The 20,106-nt window shown below is 62.0% G+C and carries 15 protein-coding genes; 9 read left to right on the forward strand and 6 right to left on the reverse strand.

Annotated elements, in window-relative coordinates; genetic code table 11:
- Positions 1 to 155 precede the first annotated feature (155 nt).
- From D1F64_RS07080 to D1F64_RS07105, 6 genes are all read right to left on the reverse strand, one after another.
- The gene (locus D1F64_RS07080) at positions 156 to 1,277 is read right to left on the reverse strand and encodes a hypothetical protein (RefSeq protein ID WP_162901373.1); all 1,122 of its coding nucleotides are present in this window, start codon (positions 1,275 to 1,277) and stop codon (positions 156 to 158) included.
- 133 nt (positions 1,278 to 1,410) lie between these two features.
- Positions 1,411 to 1,848, reverse strand: coding sequence for a hypothetical protein (locus tag D1F64_RS07085; RefSeq protein WP_162901374.1), 438 nt, complete (start codon positions 1,846 to 1,848; stop codon positions 1,411 to 1,413).
- A 300-nt stretch (positions 1,849 to 2,148) separates the two neighbouring features.
- On the reverse strand, positions 2,149 to 3,363 hold the full coding sequence (locus tag D1F64_RS07090) for a tetratricopeptide repeat protein (RefSeq protein WP_162901375.1): 1,215 nt from the start codon (positions 3,361 to 3,363) through the stop codon (positions 2,149 to 2,151).
- Positions 3,364 to 3,568: 205 nt separating this feature from the next.
- A complete protein-coding gene (locus tag D1F64_RS07095) occupies positions 3,569 to 5,119 on the reverse strand; it encodes a tetratricopeptide repeat protein (protein WP_162901376.1) in 1,551 nt (516 codons plus the stop codon).
- A gap of 157 nt (positions 5,120 to 5,276) precedes the next feature.
- Positions 5,277 to 8,369: an FG-GAP-like repeat-containing protein gene (locus D1F64_RS07100; RefSeq protein ID WP_117411858.1), complete on the reverse strand. Its 3,093-nt coding sequence runs from the start codon at positions 8,367 to 8,369 to the stop codon at positions 5,277 to 5,279.
- Between the two features lie 744 nt (positions 8,370 to 9,113).
- Positions 9,114 to 9,569, reverse strand: coding sequence for a methyltransferase domain-containing protein (locus tag D1F64_RS07105; protein ID WP_117411859.1), 456 nt, complete (start codon positions 9,567 to 9,569; stop codon positions 9,114 to 9,116).
- A gap of 325 nt (positions 9,570 to 9,894) precedes the next feature.
- Here D1F64_RS07105 and D1F64_RS07110 point away from each other — a divergent pair, with 325 nt between their 5' ends.
- From D1F64_RS07110 to D1F64_RS07150, 9 genes are all read left to right on the forward strand, one after another.
- Entirely contained in the window at positions 9,895 to 11,304 is a 1,410-nt protein-coding gene (locus D1F64_RS07110; protein WP_162901377.1) for a hypothetical protein, read from the forward strand.
- A gap of 93 nt (positions 11,305 to 11,397) precedes the next feature.
- The gene (locus tag D1F64_RS24345; protein WP_117411861.1) at positions 11,398 to 11,637 is read left to right on the forward strand and encodes a hypothetical protein; all 240 of its coding nucleotides are present in this window, start codon (positions 11,398 to 11,400) and stop codon (positions 11,635 to 11,637) included.
- A 24-nt stretch (positions 11,638 to 11,661) separates the two neighbouring features.
- Positions 11,662 to 12,492, forward strand: a complete 831-nt coding sequence (locus D1F64_RS24350; RefSeq protein ID WP_248304651.1) for a hypothetical protein — start codon at positions 11,662 to 11,664, stop codon at positions 12,490 to 12,492.
- A 202-nt stretch (positions 12,493 to 12,694) separates the two neighbouring features.
- Complete coding sequence (locus tag D1F64_RS07125) at positions 12,695 to 13,876, forward strand: hypothetical protein (RefSeq protein WP_117411863.1); 1,182 nt, start codon at positions 12,695 to 12,697, stop codon at positions 13,874 to 13,876.
- Positions 13,869 to 14,729 carry a hypothetical protein gene (locus D1F64_RS07130; RefSeq protein WP_162901379.1) on the forward strand — a complete coding sequence of 287 codons (861 nt, stop codon included), beginning with the start codon at positions 13,869 to 13,871 and terminating at the stop codon, positions 14,727 to 14,729. The genes D1F64_RS07125 and D1F64_RS07130 overlap by 8 nt, the downstream gene beginning before the upstream one ends.
- 15 nt (positions 14,730 to 14,744) lie before the next feature.
- Entirely contained in the window at positions 14,745 to 15,902 is a 1,158-nt protein-coding gene (locus D1F64_RS07135) for an FAD-dependent oxidoreductase (protein ID WP_117411865.1), read from the forward strand.
- A gap of 12 nt (positions 15,903 to 15,914) precedes the next feature.
- The gene (locus D1F64_RS07140; protein WP_162901380.1) at positions 15,915 to 16,655 is read left to right on the forward strand and encodes a hypothetical protein; all 741 of its coding nucleotides are present in this window, start codon (positions 15,915 to 15,917) and stop codon (positions 16,653 to 16,655) included.
- A gap of 68 nt (positions 16,656 to 16,723) precedes the next feature.
- The gene (locus tag D1F64_RS07145) at positions 16,724 to 17,425 is read left to right on the forward strand and encodes an SDR family oxidoreductase (protein WP_162901381.1); all 702 of its coding nucleotides are present in this window, start codon (positions 16,724 to 16,726) and stop codon (positions 17,423 to 17,425) included.
- A 171-nt stretch (positions 17,426 to 17,596) separates the two neighbouring features.
- The gene (locus D1F64_RS07150; RefSeq protein ID WP_162901382.1) at positions 17,597 to 20,095 is read left to right on the forward strand and encodes a glycosyltransferase; all 2,499 of its coding nucleotides are present in this window, start codon (positions 17,597 to 17,599) and stop codon (positions 20,093 to 20,095) included.
- Positions 20,096 to 20,106 lie beyond the last annotated feature (11 nt).

Below are 20,106 nucleotides of genomic sequence, written 5' to 3' on the forward strand. Positions count from 1 at the left end.
CATGCCACCAACAGCACATGGATGACACCGAAAGACGTCCGACGACACAGACGTCATGGTGACCTGCGCAAGTCACCGGTTTCGCGTCGGGGCGCCGGCGGGTAACATCATGCCCGCGCCCCAGCCATTCCTCCCGTCAGTGAGCCGCTACCAGGTCACTTCGTCTCCGCAATCGCATCAAGCCGCGCATAAAGCTCGCCGATGCGTTCGTTCATTGCGGTATTCCGCTTGTGCAGCTGCTCGATGTAGATATGCGCCTTTTCCAGCTCGTTGAGCATCCGTGTCAGCTTGACGGTCACATTGAGCGGCTCGCCGGCCCGCGTCGGGCCGACAGCCGGAAGATGCTTCTTGGCCCACATTTCGCGCGCGTGGTCCTCGATGGAGGGGACCGTATAGGCTTCCTGGTCGAAGACCAGATCGCAAGGCGTTCCTGCGTTACAGCTACCGGCCGTGCCTGTGACGAGGCCGCCATCGATCGTCAGGTTGCCGTCGGTGTCCAGAGTCAGCTCCTGATTGTCACCATCCACCAGGTTGATGCGATACTGGCCGCCGATATTGTTGGTGTCGATGGACAGGCCATTGGTGGTCATCCGGTAGGCAATGCCGCCGGTACCGGCATTGGTCATCGAGAACATGGTCCGGAATGTCGCATCGGTATTCGTTTCTTCGACGAGCAGGCTCGCAACGCCGGTCGAGGACTGGATGTGGGCTGCGCCACCATTGACGTGCAGCTTCGAATCCGGGCTGCCGGTGCCGAGGCCGATATCGCCATCGGCGGCGACGAACAGGCTGTTCTCCGGCGCACCCGGCTTGATCTTGAAGGACAGCCTGCTGCCGTTGGTCACGTCGCGGACGAAGAAATTCGCCTCGTTGCCGGCGATATCCCAGGTTTGCGGCGTGAAGCCCGAACTGCCGTCCTGTTGCAGCCGGATCGTTGGCGAGTCACCGTCCACGACGTGCAACTCCACAACTGGTGCCCCAGTGCCGAGGCCCACCCGGCCACCGTCATCGACAAAGAGCGCGTTGGTCGGCGCGTTCGCCTCAATGGTGAACGGCGTCTTGCCGTTTGTGATGTCGTCGATGGAGAACTTGTTGGCGCCGCCGTTGCCGCTGTCGTTGGCGGTCAGCTGCCAGTCGTTGAACGGGAAGCTACCCGAATTACTGGTGTCATCAAATTTGATGCGGGTGTTGTTTTCCTTCAGTCTGATCGTGTCGAAACCAAAGTTTTCTCCGTTGACGCAGTCCATGCCGACGCAGAGGCTGAAGGTGATGATCACGTCATCATTGTGAACGATGTCCGCCTTGGCGCCACCGGCAATCAGCGTCGCTCCGAGACAGAGTGCGGCAATCTTCGACGTCCGGAATGTCTTGAAATTTGTCATGATCTAATTCTCCACCTGAGCCCAGGTCTCAATTTTCGGTCTCAGCCGTGGGCTGAACGATCGCACCGCCTTTGACGATGAAGGTGCCGCTGCTGGACGCCCCCACCAGGGTTTCCGTATTTTCCTGCGCGCCGCGACCGTTGTCGATGGGCGTCCGCACGGGCGCGCGTTCGGTGCTGGCGGCCGTCAACTGGTAATTGTAGACGCCATCATCCACGACACCGAGTTTGCGAAGATTGATCGTGGGAGCGCCCTTCTTGGAGAAGACCGTTGCATTGAAGCCGTTCGGTCCGGTGACCGTGAGCTGGTAGTTTGTGAAACCGGCCGGCGCGCCGAATGCCACCGTTGCGCCAGAAAAATTACCTTTCGCGCTAAATCCCTGCGCCATGCCGGAGCTCGCAAAGCCCATCAACAGGCATGCGGTCAAACCGACTGCAATGCGTTGTCCATTCAAATATCGAGTCATCGTCCCCATTCTCCAAAACACAGTCACCCGTCCCCTCATCGCGAGGCCCTGGGTCGATCGGCGGGACCGTGCATGCGCACTTGTCCCACTCGGAAATTACGTTACGGGATGCACATTAAACAATGATGCTTGGCATGCCAATGGCAATTGTCGCTTTGAGAGGCCTGTCTGCCGCAAATCACAGGATACTGATCGCCAGGCCGGGCTCTTGAAAACTCTATAAAATATGAATTTAACGAACCTCTGCGGCCACGCCTTCCCGGTCCGGATCGGGCTGAGCCGGGCGCTTGCCTTGTTCCGCTATTGTTCCTGATTAAGGACGCCGGATTCACGCGCGCTCCGCCACCGCGCGCTTGCCAGTTTCTGGGCCTCATTGATCTGCTGTGACGTCATGCGCGGGCCGATCGCATCACGAACCCGCACAGCGTCTTGCTGGCCGCTGGCGGCCGCAACGTTGATCCACATGTAGCCCAGCACAAAATCCTGCGGCACCCCGCGTCCGGTCAGGTAGAGCAGGCCGAGGTTGGTCATCGCGGACACGAGCCCGCTCTCCGCGGACTTGCGATACCAATCACCGGCCTGGCGCAGGTCCGGCGCGCCGGTGAGCCCTTGGGCGAGCACATGCGCCAGCATGAACTGACTGACGGGATCGCCGTGAGAGGCGGCGGCCCGTGTCGCGGCCAATTCCGCTGCGGGATCGCCCGTCGACAGCGGCGGCGCCAGGCGATGGTCGTAGACCAGCCCGATTTCCGCAAGCACATCATCGAGTTGAACAGTGACCTTTCGGCCCGCGAGGCGATAGAGTTCAATGGCTGCCGCGTCGTCCTGCCGAATGCCAAAGCCGTTGTCATACATCACGCCGAGATTGCGGATCGCTTGCGGCAGGCCCTGTTCCGCGGCCTTCCTGAACCAGTCGACGGCCGATGCATAATCCTGCGCGACGCCTTCGCCCTTGGTGTACATCCGGCCCAAGTTGTTCTGAGCCCGCGCCGATCCCTGCTGGGCAGCGGCCCGATACAGCTCCAGCGCCTTGCCAAGGTCCCGCGGCACTCCGGCCCCGGTATAGTAGAGCACGCCGAGGCTCGCCTGCGCCTCGGCCAGGCCCTGACTAGCGGCACGCTCATACCATTTGGCGGCTTCGCGCGGATCCTTGTCCACCCCGATGCCATTGTCGTAGGCGGTCGCGAGATCGAACTGATGCTCGGCCGCGCCCTGCTCGGCGGCCTTGCGGAAATAGGCAAGGGCCGCAACCTGATCCTGCGGTACGCCGAATCCCCCCGCCAGCAGCCTCGCAAGGCCATTCTGGGCGGCCGCATCGCCCTGATCCGCGGCCTTGCGGTACCACGCTGCGGCTGCCGCGTAATTCTGCGGCACCCCAAGTCCGCGATCGTAGAGTCCCGCCAACGCCGACTGCGCGTCCGCGAGTCCCTGTTCGGCAAGGGGTGTCAGCAAACTCAGCGCGGCCGCATGGTGTCCGCGCTCCAAAGCCGTGTGCGCCCTTGTCAGCGCCTCCATTCGCGCCATCGGGTCCGCCGTGGACGCCGAAGGCGCCCCCCGGCTGTCTGATCAACCGCTTCCCCCGCAAGGGCCGGCGCGCCCCAAAGCAGCGCGCCACCCAGAACGAGCGCGCGTGCGGCACGCTGCAAACCGCGCCCACGCGAAACCGGGTAGAAATTGAAGGTTTCTGTCGTCATTTTCTGAACGCGTGGGGCGTGGGAGATCATTGCGCGCCGTCGGCTGAGGACGGTTCCCAATCCCGCGCAAGCGCCTGAGCCTGAGAGACCTGTTCCGGCGTCATCAGCTTGGCGAAGAGCGCGCGCGACTTGATGGCTTCTTCATCGCCTGTCGCCGCCGCCAGATTGACCCATTTGTGAGCCTGGACATAGTCCTGCGGCACGCCGTCTCCACGGGCGTACTTGAGCCCGAGTTGAAGCTGCGCAAAAGCATCGCCCTGTCGCGCGGCCCTGGAAAGAAGATCCACCGCCTTCCCGGCATCCACGGCAACGCCCGCGCCTTCCGAGTAGATCTGCCCGAGCCGGCCCTGCGCGGCGGCAAGCCCGTCCGCCGCCGCCTTTTCAAGCCATGCGCGGGCAGCGTCCTCACCGCTCAGAGCGGCCTGGTAAACGAGATCAGCCGCTTCCGCCGAATCCCCGATGTCCACCTGTCCTTCTGCATAGAGCATTCCGAGCCGGACTTGCGCCGGCTCGTTGCCCGCTTTCGCCGCGGCACGATACCAATGCGCCGCCTGCTGGACATCCTGTGCGACACCGCGCCCCTTTTCATAAAATACGGCCAGGGCCGCCTGGGCGCGGGGCAGGCCGCCTTCCGCCGCCTGCGCGTACCACGTGGCGGCCTTGGCATCATCCGCAGGCACGCCATCGCCGGTCGCGTACATATAGCCCAATGTGCTCTGCGCGCCCGCGTCGCCACTGTCGGCCGCCGCGGACAGCCATTTCACCGCCTTCTCGGCGTTGCGGCCAACGCCTTCTCCCTTGAGATAGAGCCCGCCCACCAATCGCTGCGCGTCGACAACACCGGATTCGGCGGCGGCCTCGTACCACTTCGCGGCCGCGGCCATATCCTTGGGCACGCCCGATCCGGCTTCAAAGTTTCGCGCCAGGAAATATTGCGCCTTCGGGTAGCCACCTTCCGCCGCCCGGGTCATCCAATGGATGGCTTCTTCATCATCCTTTTCGACTCCCAGCCCGGAGGCGTAGATCACCGCGAGCTGGTACTGCGCCAGCACCAGGTCCTGGCGGGCCGCAGCCTGCAGCCAGCTCAGGGCGGCGATCGGGTTCGCCTCGACGCCGAGGCCCTGGCGGTAGAGCAAGCCGATATGGTATTGCGCCACCGCGTTGCCCTTTTCCGCGGCCTTGAGAAACCACTTGGCGGCCGTCTCGGCGTCTTTCTCGACGCCCGCCCCGTGCAGATAGAACTTGGCCAAAAGCGTCTGCGCTTCGACGTTTTTCTGCTCGGCGGCCTTGAGAAGCCATTCCGCGGCCGCCTTGTAATCCGTCTCTGTGCCCTTGCCTTCGGCGTACATGTGCCCGAGCCGGAACTGCGCCAGCGGATCTCCCTGCTCGGCGAGCGTCTTGAGGATGGCGATGGCGGTCGCATAGTCGCCCTGCTTGTACGCGGCTTCCGATTGCGCCATCTCCGGCGCCACGTCCGCCGCGCCGGACTGAGCCGCGGGCGTCCCATCGGGGGCTGAGGACTGTTGCGCAAGCGCGCCGGGTGCGGCCGCGCAGGCGAAACTCACGGCCAAAGCCATACCAATGCACCGGGAAATCCGGACTTCCTGCCACTTCATGAAAACGCCTCACACGATCCAGCCCCGGGCCCTTTTTTGGCACCCGGATTCTTGAATTCAGTTGTCATTGCCGCGGCGCCGGACGGCGCATGAACGGCGTCGCGCGCCTCGAATCCGGCTATTGCGGCGTCGATGCGCGCCTCTCGATCCGGTAATGCGATCCCGCCGGAAGGCCGCCGTCGATCACCGTCCGTCCGCCATCCGCCCAGGTGACCGCGACGCTGTCGATCCGGTCGGCGTCACCGAGGCCAAAATGCGCCACGGAGGCATCGAACGACATGAAGCCGCCGCCCAACTGGATCTCACGGGTCTGGCGTTGTTCGCCATTGGGGCCGTAGCGGATCTCAACCTTGTTGCCCACGCCGAACCGGTTGCCGATGTGGTCGGAAAACGAGAAGGCGATCGCATTGCCCTCCGCCGAGTTGTTGACGAAGGCCATCACGGGTCCATTGACCGGCACAGTGATGAAATCGAGATCGCCATCGTCGTCGATGTCCAGCGACGCGGCCGCCGCGGTGATCAGGTAGTCCTCAAGCCCGAAGGGACCGGAGGCTTCCTCGAACGTCCCGTCGCCCTTGTTGCGGAAAAACAGGTTGGAGGGGCTGACCTCGTTGGGGACCCAGGTGCCGTTGACGATGTAGATGTCCTGCCAACCGTCGTTGTCGACGTCAGCCACCTTCGTGTCCCAGCTCCAGCCGCCGACACCCAGGCCCGCGGCCTCCGCGCCTTCGACGAAACTGCCGTCTTCCTGACGTGACAGCAGCACGTTGCGGCGCAGGATCTGCGGAATTGTCTCCGCCATCTCGGCCTCGGTCGGCTTGCGGAACGGCTTGAAATGCATGTCGCACAAGTGGCGCACACGGACCTGATCCGCCTGGATCAGCGCGCAGATCGCCGGGTCGCGGTTCTGGATCGCCAGATCCTTGACCAGCATCGCCTTGCACTCCGTCTGATAGTTGCCCGACAGTTCCTGGCACTTGCCGGCGAAACCGGGATTGAAGCTGTGGCCGGACTTGTACCAGGTCTTGATCGCCATGTTGGTGGCGCAGGTCGCCTTGTCCCCGTCACGCTCGACCGCATCGCAATACTGATCAAGATCGCGCATCTTGAGCGTCTTCGAGACGCCTGACGAGCGGCCCGCGATCTGCGCCACGTAGATGTCCTGACCGCCCCTGTTGCCCAGGTCCGCCGTCTTGATGCTCATCGTTGTTGTGGTCGTCATCGGCACGACGCCGTCCTGGCGGCGGATCGGCTCAAAGCCGCCCTTGCCATCGCCGTAATAAAAGATGTCGGGCTGCTCGAAATCATTGCCGACCAGCAGGTCGGGCGCGCCGTCAGCATTGATATCCGACAGCAGAATGCTCAGCGTCTCGCCCGGCAGGCCGGGCAGATCCGTGAACCGCTCGCCGGTCAGCGCGCCGTCCTCGTTGAACACAATGCGGTTGCGCGCCTCCTCGCCGGGAATGCGGCGGTACCAGCCCGCGGCCCAGTTGCCCAGCGCCGCGTCGAGATCGCCGTCGCGATCAACATCGGCGAAACTCAGCGCCAGGGACAGGGGCGCGTCCTCCCGGTTCTTCACCGGCGTCATGTTGGCGACGTCGAAGCGTCCATCCACATTGCGCAGCAGATAATTGCCCTGCTGGTAGGTGGCGAGAAACAAGTCCAGCCAGCCGTCATTGTCGACATCGACCAGCACCGCGTTGAACACCGGCATGTCGGCGATCCCGCCGATCGGAAACGGCACAGGCTCGAATTTTCCGGCGCCGTCGTTGGCGTAGAAATAGAGCCCCTTCACGGTCGAGGCGAGCACCAGGTCGATGTCGCCGTCGCGATCGAAATCGCCCGAGGCGATCGAGCGTCCTTCCCAGAACGGCGGCCACATGTCGGCGAAGGAAAACTCCACCGGCTTGTCGATGCCCAAGTGCCAGGCCTCGGTGCGCGTGAACGGCGTCTCCGCGGCCGGCGAACGCGGCTGGAACGGCCGCTGATGCAGCGCGATCCGGTTGTCGCCATCGCGCACCATGCGGAAGGGATCGAGCTCGTCGGCGTGCGCGGATCCGATCAGCGAGAACTCCCATCCGGTGAGGATCTTGAGCGCCCTCTGGGTCTGCCAGTCGTGATACTGCGAGACGCCGAAGCCGGCGAGCATGCCGACGATGGCAATCACGGCGGTGAGCATGAGCCCCGCGCGCAGCGAGATCGCGGTCGCCACGATGAAGAACGAATAGATGGAGAAGATCCCCAGCGTGAACAACAGCGCCATGACGTAGCCCGGCGCGAGACCCGCCTGAAGCAGCGCGCCCGAGGCCACGACGTCAAGGCCGATAGGCACAGGCAGGAAGGTGCCGATCACCGCCGCGCCGATAAGCCCGAAGAGGCCGAAGCCCGCGTTCTCGAGCAGGCTGGAGGGCAGCAGGGTGGCCACCAGCGCGCCGAGGAAACCGGCCAGCAACATCAGGGGCAGCGTGGTCTTGAGGATGAACCACAGGTTCCAGGCGAAATCCTTGACGAAATAGAGCACCGCCCAGAAGACGTTTTCCTGATCCGCGGCGCTGACATGCGGATCCGGGGTGACGGTGGCGCCGCGCGTGCCCGTCGCGGCCTGCAACTGCTCCTTGGGCAGGAAGCGGCAGATGATGGGGACCGCGACCAGGATCATCAGCAGCGACAGCACGATCTTCGTCACCGCCATGTAGAAGGGAAACAGCGAGAACAGCATCGTCAGGACGACGATGTTCAGCGTTGGCGAAGCGAGCATCGCCGACAGCGTCGATTCCGCCCGCGCGCCGCCCGAATAGAGCCCCCGGGCAATGGGTGCCGCGCAATTGACGCAGACCCCCAACGGCGCGCCCATCACCAGTCCGAGCGCCGAATTGGAAAAACTGCCCTTGAAACTGTGTCGTCGCAAATAGCCCAGCAGCGTCAGGAAGGCGGCGGCGAAGAGAATGCCGAAGGTCATGCCGCGCTTGTTGGTCTTGATCCAGTTCAGCGTCGACTTGCCGATCCGCACCACGGTGGTGTCCTCGTCGCTCAGCGGGAACCAGGCTTCAAAACCGAGCGGATCCTCAAGCTGGATCGCACCGCTCATCATCGCCTTCTCGTTGAGCGCCGGATAGCGCGACTGAGTCCAGAATTGCACGGCCAGAACCGCCACCAGCATCAACGCCAGCACGAAACGTTTGCCGAACGGCCGCAACACGATCAATTCCATGATCCCCACTCCCTCAAATTCCCGTGGCCGAGACTATGTCTGCCCGCCCTTTTCCAAGCAAGCGTCAGGCGGCCACTCGCATTTGCCAATGATTGAAATATGCGAACACGTCGCTGTCCGGCACCCTGCCTTCACCATCGCCGCATTAGACGAAACGCTACGTCGGATTATCTCTCGCATCCGCGGCATCTGTGCAAAAGCGCGGACGCCGATCGCCCTCGAACAGGCGAGATGGGTCAATACATTAAATTGCCACTCAATACTGGGCCCGGGCTCGCGTTTCGGTCAACCCTGAACGTCGCGCAAAACCGCACCAGCACGCGTGATAAAAATCATTACCGCCCAGCGCGCTTGCGACCCTTCCCGGATGATTTGCGACAGGAATTCGGTTTTCGGACGCCCTGTCAAATATAACATCCGGCCCGGCCCTCGTCACCTCGCTCATCGTCTCCGAGGATCTGACGCCGGGGCGTCTGACTCGTCCTGGCGTGTTCGCGCCCAGTCGTGGCGCCATCCGGACGATGTCGTTGCTGCACGCAACTTTGCCCGCAGGTCCAAGAGGCTCAGGGACCCCGCGTCCTGCGGGGTCAGGTGCAAGGCGCGGGCATCATTGCCCGCGCGTTGTGCACCAAATCCGTGCCGGCACCGGTCGGCACCGACTGCCTAGCGCTGGGCGTAGGCCCAGACCATGATTGGAAAGCGTGGCTCATTCTCAAGCGAACAGGTCTCCGCATCATAAGGCGCTCAGCTGTCAAAGTTGGCGATCACGCAATCACGATTGCCCCAGCTGTGGCTCTCGATCCGCGTGTCCTCGAATCCGGAAGAGATGAGCAACTGCCGAAGACCGTTTTCAGTCCACCGATTGTGGTCGTCCGGAGCGCCATGCACCTTCATCAAGAACGGGACGGACATGACAAAATAGCCACCAGGCTTCAGGTGATAGAAGCAGTTCTCGATCCCTCGGCGCGGCTCCGCGATGTGCTCGAAAACCTGATCGGCGACAACGAAATCATAGCGCTCCGGGAGCCGGAAATTCGTCACGTCGACTTCCGGATATCGCGTGTGCCGATACGTGTTGAAATGGGCGGCGCCCCAGCCCATTCCGGATATTTCAAGGCAAGATTTCGCGCCGCAGTCGTGTCCCCGGAAAAAATCCATGATGTGGTCGTTCGCAACCTTGCGGCACCAGTCGTTTTTCATTCATTGCTCCTTATTTTGCACTTAAATCGGATGTGTGAATACAAACGTCATCACCCATGGAGGCGGAAACACGATACCGGCCCGTAGCTTGGCCAATTAAAGGGTAAAAGACGACCTGTAAATTGACAAACGAAGCCCCGCGCCGCATGTACATGCGGCGCTTGTCCTAACAATATGGCGTGGCACGGCATGGCGAATCGAATTCAGAGTGAGTCAGATTCGGATGGAGCGTCCGGAACGTTCGGCATTCCGCGGGCGGATGGGGTGCGCAGAGGACCATGCGATTGTGCTGCAGTATCCCAACACGACACAAACGACGATGTGAATGACCTCGTTTCTTGACCGGCTTCGTGCAAATTATACGCTTCTGGATGAAGCTTGGTATGCGGCTCAGAACCATTCATCAGTCGTGGCCAGGCTGCTGCCCAAATGGCATTACACCGTCATTGGATGGAAGAGCAGACGCAAGCCGGGTCCGCTTTTCGAGCCGGAGTGGTACCTGGAGTCGAATCCGGATGTGCGCGAGAGTGGTGTGGAGCCGCTTTATCACTATACCCGGTGGGGTGCTGCGGAGTTGCGCAACCCGAACCAGTATTTCGACGCTCAATGGTATCTTGCGACCAATCCCGACGTTGCGGCAGCGAAGATGGATCCGCTGCTTCATTATCGTCAGTTCGGTTGGAGGGAAGGGCGCAATCCCTGCCCCGATTTCGACATCAAGGCCTATCTTGCTCAAAATCCCGAGGTGGCGAAAAGCGGCATTGAACCGCTTGCGCATTTTCTCGAGCATCTCGGCCAGCCCACCGACTCAACGAGTAGCCTGAAGGATGCGCATCAGCCGCCTCTGCAACCGCAAAGAAGGCAGCCAAGGAAACACGTCGTGATGGGCCGCGGCGGACAGGCGCAGTTTGCGTCGCCATTGATCATCGGCGGGTTTCATCGCAGCGGCACGTCTCTGACGGCAAACCTGCTGCATAATGCCGGGCTCCACTTGGGGGACAACTTGCTAGGCGCTCACGAGTCCAACCCCTTTGGCCACTATGAGGACTTGGAGGTCATCGAGTTCCACAATCGGTTGCTGGCGAATGCGGGCACCGATTGGCAAACCTCGAAGATCTTCCTGCCGAGCGTCGCCACGGCCGACTGGAACTGGCTGGCGGAATACGGCATGCGCAAGTCGCGCTATCCGGCGTGGGGCGTCAAGGATCCCCGCATCTGCCTGTTCCTGCCCGAGTGGCAGCGGGTTTTTCCCGGCATGTCGATTCTCTACGTTTTCCGCCCATGCGTGCAATGTGTTCATTCATTGAAGAAGCGAGCGGCGGCGCATTTGCGGCGAAACGAGGCTGTCGGCAGCAATATCCAGTTCTGGAAACAGCCGGACCTCGCAGTGAACATGTATCTCACCTACTCCAAGAAAGCGCTCCAGTTCCTCGAAACCTTTGAGGGACGGAGCCTGGTGGTCAGCATCGACGACCTGGTCCGCGGGCGCGACGTGTTCGACACCCTGCGCGACAGCTGGGGATATCCGCTGAAGCGGCAATCGATCGGCGGAATTTTCGATGAATCCAGCATGACCGACGCTGGCCCCAACGAGTTCATCCACGACGAACGCCTCCTCGAAGAGATCGAGCGCGTGGAACACCGGTTCGCGCGGCTCGTGCAACGCGACCGCGAGACGCTGATGAGGTGTTCGGAACCCGCCTCCGCCGCGGCGAAAGAGAAACACCACGCGTAGCGGCGCTCGCCGCATCGGTCCGGTCGCCGGGTAGGACCACGGCGGTCAGTAAGAACGATCCCGGACGGCCAACGACAGGAGAAAGATCGCGCGATGAAAAAACAGATCTTCGAGTTGCTGCCCGACGCGGTTCGGTTGTCAGCCACACTTGATATCCTTCGATATGAGAACGCCTACCTGCTCAAGGATCAGGCGCGTCTGCACGCCAGTTACGAGGCCAAGAAAGAGGACTTCGAACTCGTTCAGCGGCGTCTTGGTCAAATGCAGCATGTGATCGATCGTCAGGCCGCGGAAATCACCGACCTGCGCAAGAGGCTGGGCAAGGCCGACTAGGCGCAACACGGAAGGCGCAAGCCGATGACGATTGTTCTGATCGACGAGTCCGGATGGATCGACGACAGCGGTGGCAAGACCGGTGCGCCGGATGATGTCAACGCGCTCGTCAACGCGGTGGCCGCCGCCGACGCCGTTGTCCTTCGCAGCCTGCCGGAGAAGATCGGAAACCGTCCAGTGGACTTCGGGATGCTTCGCGCGGCCCTGCGGCGAACGCCACTCTACATTGTCGATGGCCCGGACCAGTGTCTTTCCGACGGCCGAACCGCGGCGGCCTGCTTTGCTCTCACCGACTACGACCGCCTGGTGGTCACGGAATCGAGCGATACCTCCGGATCGGCGGAGTATATCATCGCTCCCGACACCGAACGGGACACGTTGATCAGGCTGGCGCGCGAAGAACTGGAGCGCGTCGAGTTGCCCTCGTTCCTCGACCTCTCTGCCGTCCTCGCCACAATCTACGCCGGGCAGCCGGCATGGAGGGACGCACCGCAACTGGGCAGCCGTAAAGCCAGCAAGATCGTTCACATGGAACAGATCCAAGCCCTGGAAAAGGCGATCCGGCCAACCCTGGAGCGCGTCGGCCTCGCATCCCGCCCGTCGCTCCTGGATTTTGGCTGCGGCGGGGGCGGCTGTACCCGCAATGCATGCCGCGGACACGCTATTGCGGCGTCGACCGCGACCCGAAGGCACTTGCCGCGGCGCGCGCGCGGCATCCCTCGGCCCGCTTTGTCGACGCGGACGCTCTCGATACAGCCGAGCGAAGATTCGACATCCTGCTGTCTTTCAACGTGCTGCAGCACAGCACTGCCGAGGAGCGGCGGGCGCTTTACGCACTCTGGCGCAAGCTGCTAAACTGCGGGGGCTCTCTGATTCTTCTAGAAAACGTTCTGCCGTGCGACACGACTGGCATTCACGCGGTGTCGATCGAGGAGATTGTACTCGATCTGGGCGGCGCCTTCGGCGGGTGTATTAATGTCGAGACGTTTCAGACTATTTCCTATCCCGTCTACGACGGCATAAGCCCTTCCGTTCTTGTTAATCTGATCGCATATTCATGACCATGCGCATTGCCATCACGTGCAACGATCTGGTGCCCGGCTGCCATATGCCGGTCGGGGCTCAGGGCTTGCGCGCCTACGGGTTGTATTGCGGCCTGACCGCCCACGGCTATGCCGTCGACATCGTTGTGCCGCGCCGCGTCGCGCAGCAGCGCATGAACCGGTGGTCGCAGGGCTTTCCGATGACACTTCCGCCCTATCTGCGGATTCTGCCCGACAACCACATGTTCGCATTGCTCAACAAACAGTACACACATGTGCTGTGTCCCAACTGGGTGACGCTCGAAGCTTTCGAGAAGAGCACCGAGGTCACCTTGATCTACGACTTTCTCAGCGCGACACAGATCGAGCACAGCTTCATCCACGCGCCGGGCAGGCTGCAACAGTCGAAGCGAGTCAAGGACGCGGTACTCCGCCAGGCGGACATCGTCATCGCCAACGGCGCCAGGCATACCGCCTATGCTCAGGACTATTGCGCCAGCCTCTCCGGCGCGGCCGCCAAGGGCGATGTCCTCAACGTGAGGATGTCGCTGCCTTGGATCGAGCGGCCAGCCGATCAATCGCGACCGCTCGCAATCTTTTCGGGCGGCTATCGCCAGCTCTGGATCTCCAGCCTCACGCCGCGCGACCTTATCGACCTGTCCGAGGAAATCGGAGCGACCATGCTGATCATTGGCGCGGAGACGAACCCGAATCTCGACCCCAAACTGCTGACGGCAGGCACCGAGTTGCATTACGAGACGATCGTGGCGACACCGCATGTCACAACGTACGCCTTCTGTGATTTCGAACGCTACCGCATGCTGAATGCGCGCTCGGACGTCGCGCTCGACATCTCCGCCCTCAATGACGAGCGCGAGATGTCCTATTCGACGCGCACCGTCAGTTCGATTTCGTCGGGCTGCCCGGTTTTGCAGATGGCCTTCACCGAACTCGGCGGACTCGTCGAGGAGACCGGTGCCGGCTGGGTGGTGCCGGATTGCGAAAAAAGCACTGTCAGTGACATTCTTCGAACAATCGCCGGCGATACGGGAGCCCGCACGGAGGCCCGCCGGCGCACCGAGATGTTCTGGGAACGCTACTGCAATCCCGACACTCAGATCCTTCCCCTCGTCGAAGCCTTGCGCGACCGCGAGGCCGCGAGCGCTTCGGGAGCGGCAGTAAAGGCCCATGCATAAGCTCGTATTCGTTGCTCATGGCGGACCGCTGGAGGCGAAGAGCGCGCTCCTCGCCACCACTCTTGCAATGAACTATACGCCCGGCGTGGTGCGCTGCTGCGTGGTCGAGCCTGTGCAACGCTGGGGGGCGCTCAGCCCGGAAACGAAAGCGCTGTTCGACCAGCTCGGCATCGAGACCGTAGCCATCCGCAACGAGATCGATCTCGAGTACCCGTACGGGAACAAGATCTGCAGCCTCCGCGGTATCGACGAACCGGCGATCTTCCTCGACAGCGACATGATGCTGCTGCGGCCCTTCACCAGCCACTATCTGTTGATGTCGGATTTCGCCGCAAAGCCGGCAGACATCGACACGTTCAGCCGCGGCGGTGGCGACTGGCATGCGGTCTACCGATTGTTCGGGATGAGGCTTCCCAAGGCCGATATGGTGGCGACCGCCACGGGAGAACGTATGCGCCCCTATTTCAATGCCGGCTTCATCGCCGTCAACGAACCGGCGCGGTTTTGCGAGGAATGGCTGGAGGTCGCGCAGACGCTCAATGCCTGCAAGGACGTGTGGAACAAGCGCCCCTGGCTGGATCAGATCGCGGCACCCGTTGCCGCACTGCGGCTTGGCTACGATCTGGAGCAACTCCCGGAAGACTTCAACTATCCCTCGCACCTCAAGGCGTTCCCGCCCCGTCACGTCTATTTCTCCCATTATCACTCGCCGGACATCGTGGCCTGCTACCCGCGCCTGAAAGAGCTTTTCTTCGAAGCTCTCGAACGCTATCCGTTGTTGTATCCCATTCTCGGACGCTATCCGGAATGGAGCCCGCTGCTGCAACAGGCGCCGTCGTGGCGATTCAGTTGAACCACTGAGCAGCAAGTGGTCGCGGACGTCGGCGCGGAGCGCTGCCGCGGCAAGAACCTGCCGCAACGCGCATCGGAATTATCGGGAAACAGAATGGCGAAAGTCGCGATCATCGGTGCCGGCTGGTACGGCTGCCATACGGCAAACCTTATGGATAGCCTGGGCTGGGATATCCATCTCTTCGAAAAGGAAGACCGCATCTTCAGTGGAGCGTCCGGCAACAACCAGTTCCGGCTGCACCTGGGCTTCCACTATGCGCGCTCCTTCTCGACGCGCAACCAGACGCGGGATGGCTTCAATCGCTTTCTCGAACGCTACAACAGCCTCATCTCGCCGAGTCCGGACAGCAATCTTTACGCCGTCTCGCAGCACGAATCGCTGATCGACCTGGAGACCTATTTGGCGATCATGTCGTCGAGCGGGCTGCAGTCGCGTGCCGTCGACGCGTCGGCCTACGGGTTGCACCACGTGAGCGGCGCGGTCGCCGTGGATGAACGGCTGATCTACACTGAAAAGGCGGTCGACTACTTCACCAAGAAACTCGGCTCGAAGATCCACTTCGGCACACCGGCTGGCCCCATTTGCCATACGGCCGACGGTGGCGTCAGCGTCGGATCGGAACGGTTCGACTATGTCGTCGATGCGACGTGGGGCACACTCTTTGCGGAGCAGTTTCGCGAGGAGTATTATTTCGAGCCAGCGCTGTTGATGTTTTACGAGGGCACTCCCGATTTCTTCGCCCTGACCCTCGTCGACGGCGATCTGTTCTCGATCTACCCGGTCGCCGACAACCTGTTTACCCTGTCCTCCGTGCGACACACGCCGCTCGGTCAATACCCCTCGTTTCAGGAGGCGCAGGCGCGTCTCGATGCGGTGGACAAGAACGAAGTCGCCGCCCTGCGCGAGGCCATGGAATCGGAAGCGATGGTCTATTTTCCAGCCTTTCGGGATACCTTCCGCTTCGCCGGCGTTCAGAAATCGGTAAAGACAAAATTCTTTGCAAAAACAGCTTTCCGCGCCTGCGTTGTCCGCCGGCAGCACACTATCTATTCGCTTTTCCTGGAGAAAATAGACACTATATTTTTCGCCGCCAATGCGATTATAAGCGACATCGTCAACGTTAAAGACGGCAACGTATCCGCTATCGAGAGCGATCAGTTCGCAATATTCTGACGGGATCAAAGCATGAAGATTATTGTTGGTACGGGATGGTGGGCGCCCGATGCCCTGTCGCAAACCACTCTGACCCGACACGAACGAATATTTCCAATGTGGCACCATTTCGTTCGCAAGTACATTGACCCGGATCGAATCGTCGTCATTAATTCCGCCAATGAACGCAAGCCGAATTTCAAAGCGTACGACGGCGTCGAGGTCATCAATCTCGACGAGAACTACGGCACCGGAAACGCTATCAGGAACGGCACTATACAAACCAAGTATAGCGGCTGGACGCGGTCGTGTTATCTCAGCAGCGCCTATGCCTTGGCCTGCGATGCGGACTGGTTTGTCTATGTCGAGCAGGATTGTCTGCTACGGGGCCCCAATCTCCTCCAGGAGGCCACCCATTCGAGCATCTATCCGGTCTGGCTCGGGGCCGCTCCGGGTAAGGGCTACAAGCATGGCACCTCCGAACTGGTGCAACTTGCCGGCTTCAATCAGGTCTCGCTGATAATTGCACGCAATGACGGGCTGATCTCACTGATGAAGGCTTGTGTCGAGGGACCGTACACAGACGGCGAAAAACCGGCCGAGGTGCGCCTCAGCGAAAACCTTGGCGGCAAGTTCAACCTGATCAAGATTCCATTCGGAAGAACGCGCCCACTCGACCTGTCGGCGCCCGTCATGTACGCACAGGATTGGACCCGCGAAGAACTGAAGATGTTCCTCGGACAGGAAGCGCCCCAGTTCCTTAGCTCACTCTGATGGAGATGGGCCGGCCTTCAAGGTCTTGCGGCCCCGTGGGCCGGCCGAGGCTGGTTAAGGGAGACGATGTGGCAGATACGGCAGCAAAGCATGTTTTCCTGACAGGATGCACCTCCGGCATCGGTGCCGCCTTTCTCAAGTTTGCGGCCGAGAGCGGGCGCTACTCGGTGAGCGCGCTGTCCCGGCGGCCCGTGCACTCGGACGTGATCGTCTGGAACGGTCTCTCCGATCTCGACAACCTCGACCTCCTCGAGCAGACCCTGCAGGATTTCTCCGCGCCGCTCGACGGCATCGTGCTTTTCGCGGGCGAACTGCCAGGGCGAACAATGTTTGAATCGACGCCGGCGCAAATGGAGCATCTCTTCCGCGTCAACGTCATCGCTAATATGGTCATCATCAAGGCCCTGGCGCCTTGTCTGGCTGAGGACAGCGCCGTGGTGCTGCTCGGCTCCATCTCGGGCTTCAAGGGCAGTCATGATGATCCGTATGCCGCGACCAAGGGCGCCATCCATTCGCTGGTCAAGTCGCTTGCGCTAAAGATGGCTCCCAGGACACGCGTTGTTGGCATTGCGCCCGGCATGACCAACGACACACGCATGACCGACGACTTGGTGGATGGTCTCTATCAGCGCACGCTGTCGACGATACCGCTGCGCCGCGCGGCCGAGGCAAGCGAGATCGCCGCGCTGGTCGACACGCTCCTGGGTGCATCGGCACGTTCTATTACAGGGGCGGTGCTGGATGTGAATGGTGGCCAGTATTTGCGTTAGGCTGTCGCCCGCTCCGATGAACTCGAGAGCCATCCTCTGGCAAACACCAATACGTTTATCGATGGCGGCAAGGTGATCTCAAGCATGACTCTGTCCGGGTCCAGAGCCGTCTCAGAAATGCTCCGCCGTTTCGACTTGTTTCGCAAGCGCGCGGCGAACGGCCGCAATCGCTTGAACCGCTTCAGTGTGGCGCCTCGGCTTCATGCCTGTGTCGACCGGTGCCATACAAGCCCGACGACGCTGACAGTCCGCGGCTGGGCGTTCTTCGAGGACGCCGCCATGGCCGCCGTGGATGGTGTCGTGCTCGGACGCGATCCGCGGCGCGACAGCAGGCTTCTCTCGGTCGAATACGGGCTCGCACGCGGTGACGTGCGCGATATCCTCCCTTCTGCCCAAAGCCAGTATTGCGGCTTCACCGCAAGCATGCCGGTGCCCGCCTTCCGCAGCCGCAGTGTGCAGCTCGTCTTCACCGCCTCCGACGGCCGCAAACACACTGTCACCGCGCGCGTGCGCCGCGCCCCGGTGGCCTGGTGGTCTCTGGCGAAAGCCGTGTGGGCCGAACTTGACGCCGGCAACATCCGGCTCGCCGCCGGCTGGATACTGCGCGGCGACTTTCGCCGCCTCCGACGCGAAATCTTCGGGCTGCTCGACAGCGGCTCGCCACCGCACAAATCGGTCCCTCTCGCCGCCACACTCGAGCGGATCGCCGAACCGGCGTCATTCGCCCCTCTCGACGCGCCCATCGATGTCATCGTGCCCGTATACAATGGCTTCGACCATCTCAAGCCGCTGTTCGACAGCCTGCGCCGCAATACGTCGACGCCCTTTCGTCTGCTCGTCATTCACGATGCCAGCCCGGATCCCAGGATCGAACCGCTGCTCGAACGACTGCTTGACGGCTTCGACAATCCGCTTCTGCTCCGCAACGAGGTCAATCTCGGCTTCGTGCGCTCCGTCAACCGCGCCGTGGAGCACGCATCGAACGATTTCGTGTTGCTCAACGCCGACACGATTGTGCCGCCGGGCTGGCTGGAACGGCTGATGGCGCCGATCGGGCGCGATCGCACCATCGCCTCCACGACACCCTTCTCCAACGCCGCCACCATTTGCAGCTTCCCGGATTTCTGCCATGACAACAGGATGCTGCGCGGGGAAAGCGTTGAGAGCGTGGATGCGGCGTTCGGCCGGATCCGCCCCCCGGTCCAGCCGATCGAACTGCCGACAGCCATCGGCTTCTGCATGGGCGTCAACCGTGATGTTTGGCGGAAAATCGGCCCGTTTGATGCTGAGGCCTTCGGCCTTGGCTATGGCGAGGAGAACGATTGGTGCCTGCGCGCCGTTGCGGCTGGTCACCGTAACGTCCTGGTCGAGAACCTGTTCGTGCAACACGAGCATGGCGGCTCATTCGAAGGCGAGACACGCCAGCGTCTGCGCCAGAAGAACCTGCGCCGCGTGCAGGACCGCCACCCTGGTTACGCGGCCGCGGTGGACGCATTTGTCAAGAGCGATCCGCCGCTGCAGTCCCGTACGATCGCTGCGCTGCTGATCGCCGGCGCGCGCCGCGGCGCGGCCCCGGTGCTGGTGATTGACCACGATCTCGGCGGTGGCGCCACGCACTATCGTGACCGCCTGATTCACGAGCGCACCGCGGCCGGCCAGGCCGTGCTCTTGCTGCACAATCTTCGCGGCACAGCGGCCGGCGGGTTCGCGCTGCGCCTGTACCTGGACGACAGCCGGTTTGATCTGGTGACCCACTCGCTCGACGAGATCGACAGGCTCATCGACGATCATGTCGCCGTTGGCGAGATCTTCTACAACAACCTTGTCAGCCATGGCGCGCCGCTGGATCTGGTGGCCTTCGCGATCCGGCTCAAGCAACGCCACACGGCGCGGATGCGCATCGCGATGCACGACTTCTACCCCGTGTGCCCCGCCTACACCCTTTTGAACAAGGACGGGATTTTCTGCGGCATCCCCGATCTGGCCACCTGTCGCGCTTGCCTGCCGCACAACCCCTATGCCAGCAACCCGCAAGCCCAAACGATCGACCAGTGGCGCGAGGGCTGGGGTCAGTTTTTCGAAGCCGCCGACGAGGTCGTTTGCTTTTCGCGGGACAGTCGAACGCATCTGCTCGAAGCCTATCCGCACGTCGCACCGAAGGTCACCGTGCAGCCTCATGTCCTGTCGCTGACGTTCGACCGGCCGCCGCGCATCGGCAGTCCTGACGTGCTGCGCATCGGCGTCATCGGCGGGATCAGCTACCAAAAGGGGGCGACGGTCGTCGTCAACCTGGCCCGGCATCTGCGCAGCTCTGATCCGCGCGCTCATATCACCGTCATTGGTGTTCTGAACGAGGCATGCGCCCTCGGCAATCTCACGGTTACCGGTCGTTATGACCCCTCAAAGCTGCCGAACCTGCTGGAGGCGCACAACATAAACGTCTGCCTGCTCCCCTCGATCTGGCCAGAGACCTTTTCCTACGTCACGGCGGAACTGATGGCGCTGAGCATGCCGATCGTCGCCTTTGACATCGGCGCGCCTGCCGAGCGGCTGGCCGACTACGAGCGCGCCCGCATCATCCCGATTGCGAGCAGCGATGACCCGGCCGCGATCGCCGCGGCGCTGAGGGACACGATGACGGCCATGGCCGACCCGGCTCCGGACCAATAGGACATCGGCCG

The organism is Breoghania sp. L-A4 (genome assembly GCF_003432385.1).
Lineage (GTDB): Bacteria > Pseudomonadota > Alphaproteobacteria > Rhizobiales > Stappiaceae > Breoghania.

What these genes read in the sequence shown, in the direction of transcription:
- D1F64_RS07085 (WP_162901374.1), bottom strand. Translation starts at nt 1,848, where the DNA reads ATGACTCGATATTTGAATGGACAACGCATTGCAGTCGGTTTGACCGCA.
- D1F64_RS07100 (WP_117411858.1), bottom strand. Translation starts at nt 8,369, where the DNA reads ATGGAATTGATCGTGTTGCGGCCGTTCGGCAAACGTTTCGTGCTGGCG.
- D1F64_RS07125 (WP_117411863.1), top strand. Translation starts at nt 12,695, where the DNA reads ATGACCATGCGCATTGCCATCACGTGCAACGATCTGGTGCCCGGCTGC.
- D1F64_RS24350 (WP_248304651.1), top strand. Translation starts at nt 11,662, where the DNA reads ATGACGATTGTTCTGATCGACGAGTCCGGATGGATCGACGACAGCGGT.
- D1F64_RS07130 (WP_162901379.1), top strand. Translation starts at nt 13,869, where the DNA reads ATGCATAAGCTCGTATTCGTTGCTCATGGCGGACCGCTGGAGGCGAAG.
- D1F64_RS07140 (WP_162901380.1), top strand. Translation starts at nt 15,915, where the DNA reads ATGAAGATTATTGTTGGTACGGGATGGTGGGCGCCCGATGCCCTGTCG.
- D1F64_RS07095 (WP_162901376.1), bottom strand. Translation starts at nt 5,119, where the DNA reads ATGGCTTTGGCCGTGAGTTTCGCCTGCGCGGCCGCACCCGGCGCGCTT.
- D1F64_RS07090 (WP_162901375.1), bottom strand. Translation starts at nt 3,363, where the DNA reads ATGGAGGCGCTGACAAGGGCGCACACGGCTTTGGAGCGCGGACACCAT.
- D1F64_RS24345 (WP_117411861.1), top strand. Translation starts at nt 11,398, where the DNA reads ATGAAAAAACAGATCTTCGAGTTGCTGCCCGACGCGGTTCGGTTGTCA.
- D1F64_RS07110 (WP_162901377.1), top strand. Translation starts at nt 9,895, where the DNA reads ATGACCTCGTTTCTTGACCGGCTTCGTGCAAATTATACGCTTCTGGAT.
- D1F64_RS07105 (WP_117411859.1), bottom strand. Translation starts at nt 9,569, where the DNA reads ATGAAAAACGACTGGTGCCGCAAGGTTGCGAACGACCACATCATGGAT.